This is a genomic window from Salinicola salarius (assembly GCF_003206135.1).
GTDB classification, from domain to species: domain Bacteria; phylum Pseudomonadota; class Gammaproteobacteria; order Pseudomonadales; family Halomonadaceae; genus Salinicola; species Salinicola salarius.
On the sequence record NZ_PZJT01000013.1, the window covers coordinates 25,302 to 40,817 of the forward strand.

Sequence of the window (15,516 nt, forward strand, 5' to 3'; positions counted from 1 at the left end):
GGCGAACCCGTCATTATAGCGCCGTCGGCGGATCAACTCACGTCCGAGGAGGATCGGCGTTCCGTCGGTGGCGTATCGCCGGCCTGCCGGGACGGCGCGGATTCGCTGCCCGCCGACTCGTCGCGCAGCTCCCGACGCAGCACCTTGCCCACGTTGCTCTTGGGCAGCTCGTCACGCAGCTCCACGAACTTGGGCACCTTGTAGCCGGTCAGTTCCTGTTTGCACCACTGGCGTAATGCCTGCGGGTCGAGACTGTCGTTGCGCGCGACCACGAACAGCTTGATGGCTTCTCCGGTCTCTTCGTCGGGGACCCCCACCGCCGCGGCCTCGACGACATCGGGATGGCCCGCGACGACCTCCTCGATCTCGTTGGGATAGACGTTGAATCCGGAGACCAGAATCATGTCCTTCTTGCGATCGACGATCTTGACGTAGCCGTCGTCGAGTATCACCGCCATGTCGCCCGTACGCAGCCAGCCGTCGGCATCCAGCGTTCTGGCCGTGTCTTCCGGGCGGTTCCAGTAGCCCTTCATGACCTGCGGACCCTTGACGCAAAGCTCGCCGCGCTCGCCAAGCGGCAATGCCCGCCCATCATCATCGATGACCTTGATCGAGGTGCCGGGTACCGGCTTGCCGATGGTGCCGATCTGCGTCGCCTCGGGCGGATTGACCAGCGCGATGGGCGAGGTTTCGGTCAGGCCGTAACCTTCGACGATGCCATTACCGGTGGTCTGCTCCCATCGCTGTGCCACCGTATGGGTCAACGCCATGCCGCCGGAAATCGTCATCTTGAGGCCGGAAAAATCGAGCGCCTTGAAGTCGTCGCGCTGACAGAGCGCATTGAACAAGGTATTGAGCCCCACGAATACCGTGAAAGGCGTCCTGGACAGCGTCTTGACGAATCCGGGGAGATCACGAGGATTGGGGATCAGAACGTTGTGCTGCCCGGTGACCATCGCGAACAGGCAATTCACCGTGAAGGTGTAGATGTGATAGCAAGGCAGCGGCGCGATGATCGTCTCCTCCCCCTCGACCAGCGCCTTGCCGACCACCTGCTTGGTCTGCAGCATGTTGGCGATCAGGTTGCGGTGGGTCAGCATCGCGCCCTTGGCGACACCGGTGGTGCCGCCGGTGTACTGCAACGCGGCCACGTCGTCGCCGCGGCTGGCGACCACCTTCACCTGATGGCGGCTGCCAACGGAGAGCGTATGCCGGAAACCGATCGAACCCGGAAGCGAATAGGCAGGCACCAGCTTCTTGACGTACCGCACCACGCCATTGATCAGCGACCTCTTCGGCCAGGGATGGAGATCCGCCATCTCGGTCACGTAGACATGGCGGATATCGGTCTGATCGACCACCTTCTCCAGCTTGTGGGCCATGTTGGCCAGCACCACTACTGCCTTGACACCGGCATCACGAAACTGATGACGCATCTCGCGCTCGGTGTAGAGAGGGTTGGTATTGACGACCACCAGCCCGGCACGTAGCGCACCGAACACCGCCACCGGAAACTGCAGCACGTTGGGCAACTGGATCGCGATCCGGTCGCCGGGCTCCAGGTCGGTTTCCTGCTGCAGCCAGGCGGCGAAGTCGCCGGAAAGCCGATCGACGTCACGGTAGCTCAAGGTGTGACCCAGGCAACTGAAGGCCGGATGGTCGACGAATCGGCGGCACGCCTCGGCGATGATGTCGTTGATCGACTCGAACGCCTCCATGCCCTCCAGCGGCGCTCCCGTTTCGATGCACGGGCTGACGCTGTCGCTCATAGGATCTCCTTGATTCGTGTCGGTTACTCGACCTTATAACAGGATCGGACCAGCGAGGCGCTGCCACCAAGGTTGTAAGGGAACCGCAAACCGTCGTCCGGGCAATATCACCGCACGCTGGCTCGGTCTAGACCGAGGGTTCCTCGCGCCGCGCCAGGCGTCGTCGTTTCGCCGCTCGCCGCCAGCGTAGCAGCATCCACAGCAGCAAAAGCGCCGCAACGACGATCCACGTCACCGGGCGCTGAGCGTAGGTTTCCACGTACGGCCTGGCCAGCCGCCACCCCTGCTGGGCTTTGTCGACGGCGATATCGGCCATCTGCGAAGGGGTCAATCCATCGCCGAAGTCGTTACCGTCATCGGCATCTGCACTATCTTCCTGCTGGCGAGACTCGCTGACGATGCCCTGCTCGAGTTCGGCACCGCTCAAGCCTACCGCGGCGTCGGGATTGAGACGCACCACCGGGAGATCGAGATGCAACGTGCGGCCATCCAGCTGCGCCTCAGCGGTGATCCTGACCGGCAACGACTCGTTGGGATCCGTCTGCGGCACGGCGATCGTCCATTCCCGGTCACCGGTCTGGCGTATGTCGAGCGAACGACCGGTGAGGCTTGCGCTCAGCCGGGTATTGTCGACGTTGAGATCCGGGTGATTGGCACGCACCACGATCCGGGAGCCATCCTCGCTCAGCACCGCGCTCAGGGCAGCGACCACGTTCACCGGCTGCACCTGCTGGCGGATCATGCGCTCGCTGCGCGCCGTGATGGTCAGGCGTGCGTTGCCCAACTGATCGGCGCCCGGCAGCTCGCCACGGAAGTGATCCTCGGACGAGGCCAGCGCCGTCTCGGCGAGCGTCGCGCCGTCGAGATCGCGCAATTCGGCGCGCACGCTCAGCCCCGCCGGGCGCTCGTCGGCGGTCAGCGTCCGGCCTTCCGAAGCCAGCCAGACATCCAGCGGTGTCGAAAATCCCTGATAGAGCGTCGCCGGCAGCGGCTCGCTGCGCAGCACGGTATCGGCGTGGATACCGATACGACTGTCGGCACCGATATCGCCTTCGATCTGCCACTCGCCCGAGGCGGGGTCGGGCACGGTGATCAGGTCGTAGCGGTCGCTGCTCAGCCACTCCACGGAACCCGGGTGGTCGTCGCGGGAATAACGCTGCCCGTCGGGGCCGATCAGAACCGGCGAGTCGACGCCCGGCGCGTGGAACAGCAAGGCATTGAACTCGTCGATATCGTCATCGACGCGAAAGCGCTGTCTATCGTCGATGGGTACCTGATCGCCCGGCAGGATGCGGTCGAGAACATCCAGGAAGGCCCGTAGCAGCTCTTCGGGCGTCTCGGCCACGGCCGCCAGCCCACCGGTGGTCTGCGCGACCTGCTCGAGCAGCGGCAGGTCGACATTGTTGGAGAGCGCGATGGGATGCACGACGACCCCGCGCGCGGCGAGGTCCGGCGCCAGTTCATCGATGATGCGCTGGCGTGAAGCGCTGTCACGCTGCGCCTTGTCGCTGCCGGAAGCCGGCAGATCGACCATGCCGTCGGTCAACAGGATCAGATGCCGATTGCCGCTGTCCGGCGTCGCACTCGCCGTCTGCCGCAGCGCGCGTTCGATGTCCGTGAACTGCTGATAGTCGGTCAACTGCGAAGCCATGCTTCCGGCCTGCTCCCGCCAGGCATCGACGACTTCGCCACTCGGCAGCGGGTTGGCGACGGTGGTCCCGAAGGTCCAGATCGATCCTCGTGCACTGGGAGGCAGCAAGGTCGCGGCGAAACTCAGTGCATTGGCGCGCAGGTTGCCGGGATCGTTCTGTTTCATGCTTCCGGACACGTCGATGACCATCCGCACGTCCGGCGCTGTCTGCGCCAGCGCCCAGCCAGGAGAGATCCCCGCCGCCAATATCAGAATCAACAACAACGCACGCATTTTTCGCATCCTTTCGAAATACACGTCAGAACGAGATCACTTCACCCGAAAAAACTTCGGATCAGTTGACTACCGGCTCGCGACGGGTCCGCTCTTTCGCTCGCGGCGCTGGCCCCGCCTGCGGCGTATTCCGCTTTCCTCCTCGCGGCCCGTCGTCAGCATCGTCTCCATCGCGGCGGCGAGCCAACAATCGCCACGCTACCAGACCCAACGCCGCCCCTATCGCGACACCTGCAAGCAATAGCGGCATTGCGCCGGCGACCTGGCCGCCATCGTGCTGGAGTACGCCCACCGCCATGACCACGATGGCCGGTGCCAGGCCGGAATAGGTCTCTCCCGGTTCCAGCAACGGCAGCGAGAATGGCGCCACCATCCACAGCCCACCGGCGACGACGCCCACCAATACGAGACGCGGCAGTAGCGGCAGCAGTCGCACGCCCAGATAGCCAGTGATCAGAACGACCAGAGACAGCACGCCATAACTCAGCCAGAGTTGCGGCAGGGAATCGGAAAACAGCATGGTAATGACTCTCGATTCATACGATTTGGGACATGGTACACTTCAAGTCGGTAAAGCACAGCCGCACCGCTATCCGACGTGACATGCGGCTCCCCCGCCGCACGGCCTTCCTGGCGTGACAGACGGCAATCGGCCCCCTGCATTGTCGAAGCGCGATTGTCGGAAGTATCCTTTTTCGACGTTGACGCACCCTTTTTCGATGTCATTGAAACAGCCTGCCCGAAAGGACCTTTCCTCGACCCATGCCCCGCTCGCAGACGACACAAACACCGCCCGTCGCTCACTTTCGCCGTAGCGACGATCCCGACTGGCACTGGCTGGAATCCCGCGATGATCCGCAGGTCAAGGCATTCCTGCGCGCGGCCAATCGTGAAAGCGATGCTTTCTTTGCTCCGCTGAAAGCGCTGGAAGATGCCCTCTACGACGGGCACCTGGCGCGCCGGGAACTCAAGGTCACCGGTTTGCCGACGACGCTCGAACGATTCCGCTACTGGAGCGAAACGGCCGCCGATGCCGACTATCCTTTGTGGTGGCGCCAGGCCAGGGACGGCGATACCGCGCCCGAGCTGCTGCTGGACCTGGAAGCTCGTTCCCAGGCCCACGACTTTCTCGAACTGGGCGACATGGCGATCTCGTCGGACGAACAGTGGCTGGCCTGGACCGAAGACGCCAGCGGCAACGAATATTTCGATCTCTACCTGAAGCGGCTGCCGGACGGCGAACCGCAACGGCTACGCAGGCGCATCGGGCCGGATCTGGTGTGGGCGGAGGATAACCGGACGTTGCTGTTCACGCGTTACGATGCCACGCAGCGCCCCGCCAGCGTGTGGCTTCTGCGGCCAGAGGACGATCACTGCCAGAAGATTTTCGAGGAAGCGGATGTCGAGTTCTGGGTGGGGCTGGGCAAGACACGCTCCCGCCAGTGGCTGGTACTGGAGACCGCCTCGAAAGACACCTCGGAGTGCCATCTGATCCCGGCGACAGCGCCCCGGACCGCGCCGGCATGCGTCCGGCCGCGGGAGACCGGCGTCGAGTACACGCTGGAGCATCGCGACGACGTCTTTTACGTGCTGCACAACCGCGACGGCTCGCATTTCCGCCTGGATACGGCCCCCGTCTCGCAATCCGATTCATGGACACCGCTGGTCCCGCACCGTGAGGACGTCACGCTCGAGGGCGTCGATGCCTTTTCCTGGGGTGTGGTCGTCACCGAGCGGGATCATCACGAAGCCCAGGTCTACCTGCGCGTCATCGAGCGAAGCGAAGCCGATCCGGCCAGGGACGCTGCCGGAGCCGGCGGGCTACCGGGTAGCCGGCTTCCCCTTCCCGAAGCCCCCTGCAGCCTGGCGCTCGGCGACACGCCGGATTTCCATACCCGCAAGCTGCTTCTGCGCGAAGAGTCGTTCACCCTGCCGGTGCGCTGGGTCGAGCACGACCTCGACAGCGGGGAACAGCGTGTACTCAAGACACAGCCGCTGTATGGCGACCTGCAGCCCGACGACCTGGTCTGTCGGCGACTGTGGGCCGAAGGCCACGACGGCGAGCGCATTCCCGTTTCCGTCGTGGCCCGAGCCGACAGGCTCGGCCAGGTCCCGATGCCGACACTGCTCTACGGCTACGGCGCGTACGGCGAAGTGCTCGACCCCTGGTTCTCGATTGCTCGCCTGGAACTGCTCTCTCGTGGCGTCGCATTCGCCGTCGCCCACGTACGCGGCGGCGGCGATCGGGGCGAACCCTGGTATCTGGCGGGCAAGCTGGAGCACAAGGAAAACAGTTTCAGGGACTTTCTCGCGGCGCGTCAGGCACTGGTCGCCGAAGGAATTGCCGACCCCGAACGCATCGCGGCCTATGGCGCCAGCGCTGGCGGCCTGCTGGTCGGCGCCAGCCTCAACCTCGAGCCGGAGGCGTTCTGCGCGGCGGTACTGGACGTGCCTTTCGTCGACGTGCTGCGGACCATGGAAAATCCGGATCTGCCCCTTACCACGGCGGAGTACACGGAGTGGGGGAATCCAGACGAACCGGCCGTACGGCGACGCATCCGCGATTATTCGCCGCTGGACAACCTGACCGCACAGCCCTACCCCAGCGTCCTGCTGCAGGGCAGCTGGCACGATTCGCGGGTGCCCTACTGGGAGCCGGCCAAGCTCTACGCACGCATGACGGAACTCGGCAGCGCACGTGGCCCGGTCCTTCTGCGTACCGACATGGCCGCCGGCCACGGTGGCGCGTCAGGGCGATTCAAGGCATGGCGAGACAACGCTCGCCAGGACGCCTTCATCCTGTGGGCACTGGGACGAGACGCCGTCTGACGCGTGCGGAGGGCACACCGGAGGACGCCGGCGGGAGGAGTGACATCCTCCCGATCCGGCTGAGGGTTCAACGTTGCTCGTCGAGAGGGATGATGTCGATGATGTGCTCTTCATAGTCGGCATCATCGACCTCGGTTTCGCTGACGGCGAAATGGCGAACGCTCATCTTGCGCTCGTGCATGCGGCGGTCGCTGCCGCTGCGTAACGGATGCCAGCTGGCCAGTTTGCGCCCCTCGGCGAGACGCCGGTAGGCACAGCTGTGCGGCAGCCAGTGAAACTGGTCCAGGTTCTCCAGACTCAGCTGGGTACACTCGGGGACCCGCTCGAAACGATGCGCATAGTCGCTGCAGCGGCAACTGCCGATGTCCAGCAGCCGGCAGGCCACGTTGAGAGTGGCGACGTCTCCCGTATCGGCGTCTTCCATCTTGACCAGACAGCACTTGCCACAGCCGTCGCACAACGCCTCCCACTCCTGCTGGGTCAGCTCCTCCAGGGGGAACCGCTCCCAGAATCGCTCACGCATACGACTCTCCTCGCCATGGCTGGCTCACGGCTACTTCGGAAGAATGGGGTTCACGGTCGACCAGGATCATTCATCCCGCCGGGTGAACAGATCCAGCATCTCGGGATCCTTGGGCGGCGGCATCTGCAGATAGAACCCCTGCTCCCGAATCACCGCCATGACCTTGACCACATCGACCCGCGCCAGCGGCCGCTCGGGCCGCAGCAACAGCGTCATCACCGGAATCGGTCGACCGAATTGCTCGTGCAGCGCCTGGGGCACCGGCGCCATGCCGCGCGCCTTGTCGAGATAGAGATACATTTCTTCCCGTCGCGAGCTTTTGACGATCTCGCAGATGAGCCTGGCGGTATCGTTCATCACGCGGCTTCCTGCTCGGCAAGCGCCTGCTGCCAGCCGGCCGATAGCTGCTGTCCGCGCCATCCGGTCGGCAACGGCAAATCCATCTGTCTGAGATGCGCGGTGACCACCGCCTCCATTTCCGCCCGGTTGGAGAGCCGTTCGGGTGCCAGCCCCAATGCTTCGGCACGGGTCTGCACGACCTGCTTCAGCGCCTTGAAGCGGCACTTGAAGGCAGGAGACGTCGGCACCGGCAGCGGCTCGCAGAGTTCGGACGCCTCCCGGTGCCGTGCCGTCTTGACCAGCCCCAGCATCGCGTCCCCTTCCCGCTTGACGAGACTCGGTGTCACGCCATCGACGGCGGCCAGTTCATACCGGTTGCTCGGCATGGCCTCGGCGATCGCGTAGAGCACGCTATCCTTGGCCAGCCAGCCCCGCGGCACATCCCGACGCCGCACTTCGGTTTCGCGCCAGGCGGTCAGTTCCCGATACGCTTCGACCTGCCGGGGCTGCAGGCGCCACAGCTGGCGATGGCGGGTGTACCACTGTTCGCCGGCGGCAGCGTCGCGGCCCTGGCTCAACGCCTCGCATTCTTCCTCGAACCAGCGCTCGCGTCCCAGCGTCGCCAACGCCTGACGCTGCTGCTCCCAGATCACCGGAAGATAGACGACATCGAGAGCGGCATAATCGAGCTGCGCCGGTGTGAGCGGGCGCTCGAGCCAGTTGGAACGCGTCTCCTCCTTGGGCAGATCGACGCCGCAACGCTGCGCGACCAGGCGTCGATAGCCCATGGCCGGGTCGGCGCCAAGGAAGGATTCGGCGATCTGCGTATCGACCAGCGGAGCCACCGTCACTCCTGCCCACAGTGCCAGCACGTCGAGATCCTCGCTGCAGGCGTGGATCAGTTTCGGCGGGCCGGCGCTCAGCAGCTGCCGCAAATCGTCGCTTGCCGTGATCGCCTGAGGATCGATCAGATAGACGATTTCCCCGGCGGTCAGCTGGATCAGCGCCGGCACGGGAAAAAAGCTCGACTCCCGGAAGAACTCGGTATCCAGGGCGACGAGATCCGCCGTGGTCAACGCCTCGCAAGCGGCCTGCAATCCTTCCGGGGTGTCGACCCAACACAGCGAATAGTCAAAACTCATTCAGTTCCCTCTCGGCCAGTCACATGGCCGGCGTTACGAAAAATCGGAGCGAAGACTCGGCGGGCAAGCCACCGATGCCCTTACTCGTAGGAAAACGGCTGGCGCCCCTGGAACGCCCGGCTGAGCGTGCCGCCATCGACATACTCCAGCTCGCCGCCCATCGGGACGCCATAGGCCAGCCGGGAGAGCTTGGCCTCCCGCCCGACCAGGTGCTCGGCGATGTAATGCGCGGTGGCCTCCCCCTCCACGGTCGGGTTGGTCGCCAGGATGATCTCGCTGACCGTCTCTCGGGAAAGCCGGGACTCCAACTGGTCCAGGCCGATATCGTCGGGGCCGATGCCGTCGAGCGGCGACAGATGACCATGCAGCACGAAATACTGGCCGCGAAATCCGCCCGCCTGCTCGATCGCCAGCATGTCGGCCGGCGACTCGACCACGCACAGCAGGGCCGAGTCGCGCCGGGAATCCTGGCAGACGCCGCACAGCGCCTCTTCGGTCAGCGTACGGCATCGCTCGCAGTAGCCGACCTGCTCGATCGCCTGGACCAGCGCTTCCGAGAGCCGCCGTCCGCCCTCGCGATCACGCTCCAGCAGATGGAGCGCCATCCGCTGTGCGGTCTTCGGCCCGACCCCCGGCAGCACGCGCAGGCTGTCCAGTAACTGCTCGACAAGCGGTGAAAAGCTCATCAGAACGGCATCTTCATCCCGGGCGGCAGATTGAGTCCGGAAGAGACTTCTTCCATGCGCGCCTTCGACTGGGTCTCGACCTTGCGTGACGCGTCGTTGACGGCAGCCGCCAGCAGGTCTTCCAGCAGCTCCTTGTCTTCCTGCATCACGGAAGGATCGATCTCGACGCGGCTGACGTCATGGCGGCCATTCATGGTCACCTTGATCATGCCGGCGCCAGCTTCGCCCAATACTTCCATCTGGGCGATCTCTTCCTGAGCCTGCTGCATCTTTTCCTGCATTTCCTGGGCCTGCTTCATCAGATTGCCCATGCCACCCTTGAACATGACGAACTCCTTCTAAATTGGGAATAGTTTTCGAAATCAAGAACTTGCGAAACCATGATACCCGGTCGGATCACACGCGATCGGCGGTTACGCTCCCTTCCATCAGCCGAGCGCCGAAACGCGCTTCCAGCTCCTGGATATGCGGGTCGACACGCAAGGCTTCAACGGCGCGTGCGTGACGCTCGCGTGCCTCGCGGTCACGCTTGGCCTTGGCCGTCTCGCGGGTGCCGTCCAGTTCGGCAACGCTGATCTCGAGCCGACGCGTGTAACCGAGGCCTGCCAACGCCTTGGTGATGCGCTCGATATGCAGATCGGAGAGCATGGCCGACTGTCCGGGGTCCAGCGTCACCCTCAGCGCACTGCCATCGTCATGCTCGATGACGCAGTGAGCCGCGAGATTGCGCGTGAGACCGCCAATATCGAGCTGATCGAAGCGCTCCAGCCATAGCGCGTGCGTGAGCTGACCGGCATCCGCCGGCGAGTCCTGTGTCACCGCCGGGCTGTCGGTCTCGGCCATCGGCGCCTCGGCCATCGCCGGCACCGCATCCGCTTCGACGGCGGCTGCCGATCCGTCAGCCGGCGCATGATCCGTGTCGGCTGGAGCAATGTCACCTTGAACACCGACACCTTGAACACCGTCATCCTGAACAACGTCGCTTTGAACACCGTCACTTTGAAAGTCTGGCCGGGCCGGTTGCGATGCCCGCTCGGCCGGAGCGGAGGTCGGCGCCGTATCGGCCGCGAAGCCGGCGGTCGGCGAGTCGCCGAGTTCGGGTGCCGAGGCCCCTTCTGCTTCGACCGCCCAGGCGTAGGCCTCGTCGCTGAAACCGGCCTGATCGTCGAAACGGCTGGCGTCCTCGAAACCGCTGGCATCACCGGTAGCCGCGCTACCCGACTCGGCCGCGACGGCGACTCTCTCGTCCGGCCTCGCGCTCGGCTCCGGCGACGCCGCTTCCGGGACGATATCAACCGCGGGAGCTTTAGCTTGGGATGCCTCGGTCTCGGTAGCCCAAGGCGGGCGGTCCTCTTCGAAATCGGAGGGCGCGGGCGGCTCGGCCGGGGAAGACGAAGGGGGATCGGCAGGTTCCGCGAACTGAGCCTGATGCTCGACCGGCGCCGACGATGCCGCAGCGGTTGGCTCCGGCGCGGTCACCGGCGCAGGAGCGATGCTGGCAGCCTGCGGCGCCTCCGCCGTCGATGTGGCCGGCGTCCGATTCACGTCGCTCGGCGACCCGCCGCCTTGCTGGGCACCTTTGCGCAAGGGCAGGTCAGTCTGCGGTGGCGTCGGTACACCCTGGGGCCGGAAAGCCAGCATGCGCAGCAGCGTCATCTCGACCGCCGCGCGGGTATCCGGTGCGTTATCGATATCGCCTCGGCCCTGCAGCGCGATCTGGTAGTAGAGCTGCACGTCTTCCGCGGTGAAGCGTCCGGCCAGCGCCAGCAGCTCGTCACGATCGCCATGGCCGTTGTCCAGTGCGCCGGGAACCATCTGGGCGATCGCCAGGCGATGCATCAGCCCTGATAGCTCGTCGAGCACGCCGGCGAAATCCGGCCCCTGCTCCGCCAGGGCGGCCACTTCGGCCAGCAGCCGCTCGGCATCGACGTCCGCCAGTGCCTCGGCCAGCGCAATCAGATGCGCATGATCCAGCGTGCCAAGCATGGCGGCCACGTCTTCCCGGCGCACTTCGCCCTGTCCGAAAGCGATGGCCTGGTCGGTCAGACTCATGGCATCCCGCATCGAGCCGTCGGCGGCCTTGCCGAGCAGCCATAGCGCCTGCGGATCGAAGGCCACCTGCTCGGCTTCGAGAACCCGGGTCAGATGCTCGACCACCCGCTCCGGCGGCATGTTCTTGAGCGTGAACTGCAGGCAGCGCGACAGCACCGTCACCGGCAGCTTCTGCGGATCGGTGGTCGCCAGCAGAAACTTGACGTGCGGCGGCGGCTCTTCCAGCGTCTTGAGCAGCGCGTTGAAACTGTGCGTCGACAGCATGTGCACCTCGTCGATGAGGTACACCTTGTAGCGCCCCTGGGTCGGCGCGTACTGGACGTTGTCCAGCAGTTCGCGAGTGTCTTCCACCTTGGTGCGCGAGGCCGCATCGACCTCGATCAGATCGACGAAGCGGCCGCTATCGATATCGCGGCAGGTCTCGCACTGGCCACAAGGCTGGGAGCCCACGCCCTGCTCGCAATTGAGGCACTTGGCGAGAATTCGCGCCAGCGTCGTCTTGCCGACACCGCGAGTCCCGGTAAACAGATAGGCGTGGTGTAGTCGCCCCTGGTCGAGCGCGTTGACCAGCGCACGGCTGACATGCTCCTGGCCGACCAGTTCGTGGAAGGTACGCGGGCGCCATTTACGGGCCAGAACCTGGTAACTCATGCGGCGCGATACTCCTCGCAGATAGGCTCGCGGCTGGACGTGATCGTCAGCAATCGGCACGCCACGATCGAAACATCGTAGCCAGCGTCGATAATCCTGAAATGATCGGGCTATTCTAGCAGGGTCGAGAGAAAACTGACGAGGCGGGAGGCAGCGACTTAGTCGCCGAATTCAGGGCGGGCCAAATTGAGCAGAGCCAGAAATGGAGGCGGCCCCTACCAGCCACATCCCGGCACACGCGGCCACCACTACCGTTGCTCCCTTCCGGGCCTGGCGGGGTTTGCGGTTTAGCGTTGCGGGAGGACCGGTAAGGGCCACCATAGCTCGATTCATCGATGACACGATAAGATCGAAGTCCGACAAAGCCTGTACCATCAAGACGTTGCCGAGCGAGCGGCACTATAACAGCGTCATCGCTTTGCGGCAACCGGGAAGGCTTCTAGAGTGCTTCGAAAAGAAAGCACTTCGACATGAGAGCACCTCGAAAAGAATGGCGGCGAACCTCTGCGCCATTCGCCGAGAACGAAAAAGCCCCGCCGTTTCCAACGAGCGGGGCATGGAACAGGTCAACTTTCGGCTCAGCCGACCTTTTCCTTGGCCGCCTGCATGCGGCGACGCAGAATCGGCCCCACGACCACCGGCAGCAGCAGACCGATGATGGCCACCAGCCACAGCCCGATCGACAGGCCGCTGCTCCACAGGATCGACCAGTCGCCGTCGGAGATCTGCATCGCGTGACGCAGGTTCTTCTCCATTTCCGGCCCCAGCAGCAGACCCAGGATGACCGGCACCAGCGGTATCTCCAGCTTGCGCAGAATGTAGCCGGCAACGCCGAAGGCGATCATGAAGTAGAGATCGAAGGTCGAGTGGCTGATCGAGTAGATGCCGACCACCGCGACCATGGTCACGATCGGCAGCAGATACATCGGCGGCACCGACAGGATCTTCACGAACACGCCGACCAGCGGAATGTTGAGCAAAAGCAGCATGAAGTTGCCTACCAGCAGTGCGGCGATGACGCCCCATACCAGGTCGGCATTCTGCGTGAACATCAGTGGCCCCGGCGTGATGTTGAGCGACACCAGCATCGCCAACAGTACTGCCGTGGTCCCGCTGCCCGGTACGCCGAGGGTCAGCATCGGCACCAGCGCGCCGCTGGAGGCGCCGTTGTTGCCGGACTCGGGCGCGGCCACGCCGCGCGGGTCGCCTTCACCGAAGTAACCCTTCTTGCCGAGAATCTTTTTCTCCAGGGTGTAGGAGATGAAGCTGCCCAGCGATGCGCCCGCCCCCGGCAGCACGCCCGCGATGAAACCGAGCACACCGCCTCTCAACGTCGTCGGAAAGATCGACGTGATGTCCCGCCATTTCAACTTGAGCGGGTTGACCTTGATCATCTCGCGGCCGGCGCCGGCCTTCTCTTCGATGAAGAACAGAAGCTCGGATACCGCGAACAGACCGACGATGGCGATGATGAAGTCGACGCCTTCGTAGAGTTCCAGCACCCCGAAGGTGTAGCGCTGGGTGCCGGTGGAGAGATCGATCCCGACCGTGGCGATGATCAGCCCGATCGCCGCGGCCATCAGCGTCTTCATCGGATTCTTGCCGGTGATGCCGCCCAGGGTGGCGAAGGCGAGCACGAACAGCGCGAAATACTCGGCCGGGCCGAAGGTCAGGGCGAAACGCGCAAGCAACGGCGCCAGCAGGATCAGGCCGATGGTGGCGATCAGGCTGCCCATGAAGGAGGCGATCGCCGAGATCGCCAGCGCTTCGGCGGCCTTGCCCTGGCGGGCCATCGGGTAGCCGTCGAGACAGGTCATCATCGCCGGCTCGTCACCGGGAATGTTGAGCAGGATCGACGAGATACGCCCGCCGTACATCGCCCCGGCGTAGACCGCCGTGAGCATGATCAGCGCGGTTTCCGGCTTGAGGCCGAGGGTGAAGGCCAGCGGGATCAGGATCGCCACGCCGTTGGCCGGGCCCAGACCGGGCAGCGCGCCGATCAGCGTGCCGATGAAACACCCCATCAGGGCGAACAACAGGTTCTCGGGCTGCAGCGCCACGCCGAAGCCGAGGGAAAGATAGTGCAACGTTTCCATCAGTTCATCTCCAGCAGGCCAAGCGGCAGCGGTAATTCCAGTCCATAGGTGAACAGTACGAACACCACCACACCGCTAATCAGCCCGGTGAGATACGCCTTGATCGGACGCGCGCCCATGCGCCAGCACAGCGTGCCGACCGCCAGCGTGGTCGAGACGATGAAACCCAGCGGCTCGAGCAGCAGCGCGTAGACGATCAGCGTCACCACGGCGATACCGAGTTCGACGAAGGTGCGCGAGGCGGGCCAGTGATTGTCGGGGTCGGGCTTGACGATCATGTAGAGGCTGCAGATCGCCAGAATGACGGCCAGCAGCTTGGGAAAGGTCTCCGGACCCACGGCTTCCGATCCCCCGAAGGGGACCGGAAACTGGGTGGCGCCGTAGTAGTAGGCCACGGCGATCACCAGCATGACCAGGCCGAAGACGCGGTCGTTGAACTTGCTCATTGAATCAGCCCGATTTCCTTGGACAGCGACTGAATATCGTTGATCTGCTGCTTGACGAAGGCTTCGAATTCACTGGAATCCGGGTGGAACGGCATCAGACCGTTGCTTTTCATGACCTTCTTCCACTGATCGCTGGCATAGAGCTTGTCGACGGCATCGACCCAGTACTGCTTGGCGTCTTCGTCGATGTCGGCCGGCATGTAGAAACCGCGCCAGTTGGGGCCGACCGCATCGATGCCCTGCTCTTTCGCGGTAGGAATATTGGACAGATCGCCCGGGAGACGCTCGTCGGAGAGCACCGCCAGCACACGAAGATCGCCGGACTCGAGGAAGCCCTGGGTTTCGGTGATGTCGCCGGTAAATGCATCGACGTGGCCGCCGATGACTTGAGTCATCGCTTCGCCGCCATTGTTGTAGGAGAGATACGGAATGCGTGGCAGATTCTCGACACCGGCGGCCTTGGCGGCGATCAGCACCTTGAGGTGATCCCAGCCGCCATTGGCGCTACCCCCGGCGAACTTGACCGAACGCGGATCTTCCTTCATCGCGTCCATCAGCGAGTTGAGGTCGTGATACGGCGAATCCTTGGATACCGCGATCACGCCATAATCCGCTCCTACGGCACCGATCCAGTTGACCATGTCGACATTCATGCCCGGAAACTGGCCTTGTGCCAGACGGGTCGTGGTCGCCGTCGAGGCCGCCACCAGCAGCTGGTCGTCACCCTTGCGCTTGCTGACGGTGTGGGCGAACGCGACACCGCCACCGGCGCCTGCCATATTGATGGTCTGAACGCTGGCCGGTACGAGCTCCAGCTCCTCGAGCACGTTACCCACGCTGCGGCAGGTGAAATCCCAGCCGCCACCCGGATCTGACGGTGCGATACATTCGACCTTGCCAGCAGGCTCGAAGGCCATGGCGCCACTGGCGGTCAGGGCCAGCGCTGCAGCGGCCACCCAACGGATCGTCTTGCTTGCAAACATGATTATTCTCCTCGCTGATAGAGCGGAGTTATCCCTAACGCTGACGCCAACCTTACAGTTCCGTAAGGTAGAACTT

13 protein-coding genes and 1 other RNA gene are annotated in these 15,516 nt (G+C 64.1%); 1 reads left to right on the top strand and 13 read right to left on the bottom strand.

Annotation, left to right across the window (positions count from 1 at the left end):
• Positions 1–32: 32 nt before the first annotated feature.
• The 3 genes from DOM32_RS12765 to DOM32_RS12775 form a co-directional block, all read right to left on the bottom strand.
• Entirely contained in the window at positions 33–1,769 is a 1,737-nt protein-coding gene (locus tag DOM32_RS12765) for an AMP-binding protein (RefSeq protein ID WP_071231627.1), read from the bottom strand.
• A gap of 127 nt (positions 1,770–1,896) precedes the next feature.
• Positions 1,897–3,693 carry a VWA domain-containing protein gene (locus DOM32_RS12770; RefSeq protein ID WP_167400670.1) on the bottom strand — a complete coding sequence of 599 codons (1,797 nt, stop codon included), beginning with the start codon at positions 3,691–3,693 and terminating at the stop codon, positions 1,897–1,899.
• A 61-nt stretch (positions 3,694–3,754) separates the two neighbouring features.
• Positions 3,755–4,213 carry a hypothetical protein gene (locus DOM32_RS12775; RefSeq protein WP_071231629.1) on the bottom strand — a complete coding sequence of 153 codons (459 nt, stop codon included), beginning with the start codon at positions 4,211–4,213 and terminating at the stop codon, positions 3,755–3,757.
• Between the two features lie 242 nt (positions 4,214–4,455).
• Here DOM32_RS12775 and DOM32_RS12780 point away from each other — a divergent pair, with 242 nt between their 5' ends.
• On the top strand, positions 4,456–6,522 hold the full coding sequence (locus DOM32_RS12780; RefSeq protein ID WP_110635073.1) for a S9 family peptidase: 2,067 nt from the start codon (positions 4,456–4,458) through the stop codon (positions 6,520–6,522).
• A 67-nt stretch (positions 6,523–6,589) separates the two neighbouring features.
• On the opposite strand, the gene DOM32_RS12785 is transcribed toward DOM32_RS12780, so the two are convergent.
• From DOM32_RS12785 to DOM32_RS12830, 10 genes are all read right to left on the bottom strand, one after another.
• Positions 6,590–7,045 (bottom strand): YcgN family cysteine cluster protein, encoded by a 456-nt coding sequence (locus tag DOM32_RS12785; RefSeq protein WP_071231642.1) that lies wholly within the window; start codon positions 7,043–7,045, stop codon positions 6,590–6,592.
• A 66-nt stretch (positions 7,046–7,111) separates the two neighbouring features.
• Positions 7,112–7,402, bottom strand: a complete 291-nt coding sequence (locus tag DOM32_RS12790; RefSeq protein WP_110635076.1) for a YcgL domain-containing protein — start codon at positions 7,400–7,402, stop codon at positions 7,112–7,114.
• The gene (locus tag DOM32_RS12795; RefSeq protein ID WP_110635079.1) at positions 7,402–8,526 is read right to left on the bottom strand and encodes a ribonuclease D; all 1,125 of its coding nucleotides are present in this window, start codon (positions 8,524–8,526) and stop codon (positions 7,402–7,404) included. Before DOM32_RS12795 ends, DOM32_RS12790 begins: the two co-directional genes overlap by 1 nt.
• 80 nt (positions 8,527–8,606) lie before the next feature.
• Positions 8,607–9,212, bottom strand: a complete 606-nt coding sequence (recR, locus tag DOM32_RS12800) for a recombination mediator RecR (RefSeq protein ID WP_110635082.1) — start codon at positions 9,210–9,212, stop codon at positions 8,607–8,609.
• Positions 9,212–9,538, bottom strand: coding sequence for a YbaB/EbfC family nucleoid-associated protein (locus DOM32_RS12805; RefSeq protein ID WP_071231634.1), 327 nt, complete (start codon positions 9,536–9,538; stop codon positions 9,212–9,214). The genes recR and DOM32_RS12805 overlap by 1 nt, the downstream gene beginning before the upstream one ends.
• A 70-nt stretch (positions 9,539–9,608) precedes the next feature.
• Positions 9,609–11,915 carry a DNA polymerase III subunit gamma/tau gene (gene dnaX, locus DOM32_RS12810; protein WP_110635085.1) on the bottom strand — a complete coding sequence of 769 codons (2,307 nt, stop codon included), beginning with the start codon at positions 11,913–11,915 and terminating at the stop codon, positions 9,609–9,611.
• Between the two features lie 213 nt (positions 11,916–12,128).
• Positions 12,129–12,225: signal recognition particle sRNA small type (ffs, locus tag DOM32_RS12815), an RNA gene on the bottom strand.
• A 268-nt stretch (positions 12,226–12,493) separates the two neighbouring features.
• On the bottom strand, positions 12,494–14,011 hold the full coding sequence (locus tag DOM32_RS12820) for a tripartite tricarboxylate transporter permease (RefSeq protein WP_110635088.1): 1,518 nt from the start codon (positions 14,009–14,011) through the stop codon (positions 12,494–12,496).
• A complete protein-coding gene (locus DOM32_RS12825; RefSeq protein WP_110635091.1) occupies positions 14,011–14,457 on the bottom strand; it encodes a tripartite tricarboxylate transporter TctB family protein in 447 nt (148 codons plus the stop codon). Before DOM32_RS12825 ends, DOM32_RS12820 begins: the two co-directional genes overlap by 1 nt.
• Positions 14,454–15,440, bottom strand: coding sequence for a Bug family tripartite tricarboxylate transporter substrate binding protein (locus DOM32_RS12830; RefSeq protein ID WP_110635094.1), 987 nt, complete (start codon positions 15,438–15,440; stop codon positions 14,454–14,456). Before DOM32_RS12830 ends, DOM32_RS12825 begins: the two co-directional genes overlap by 4 nt.
• Positions 15,441–15,516: the final 76 nt, after the last annotated feature.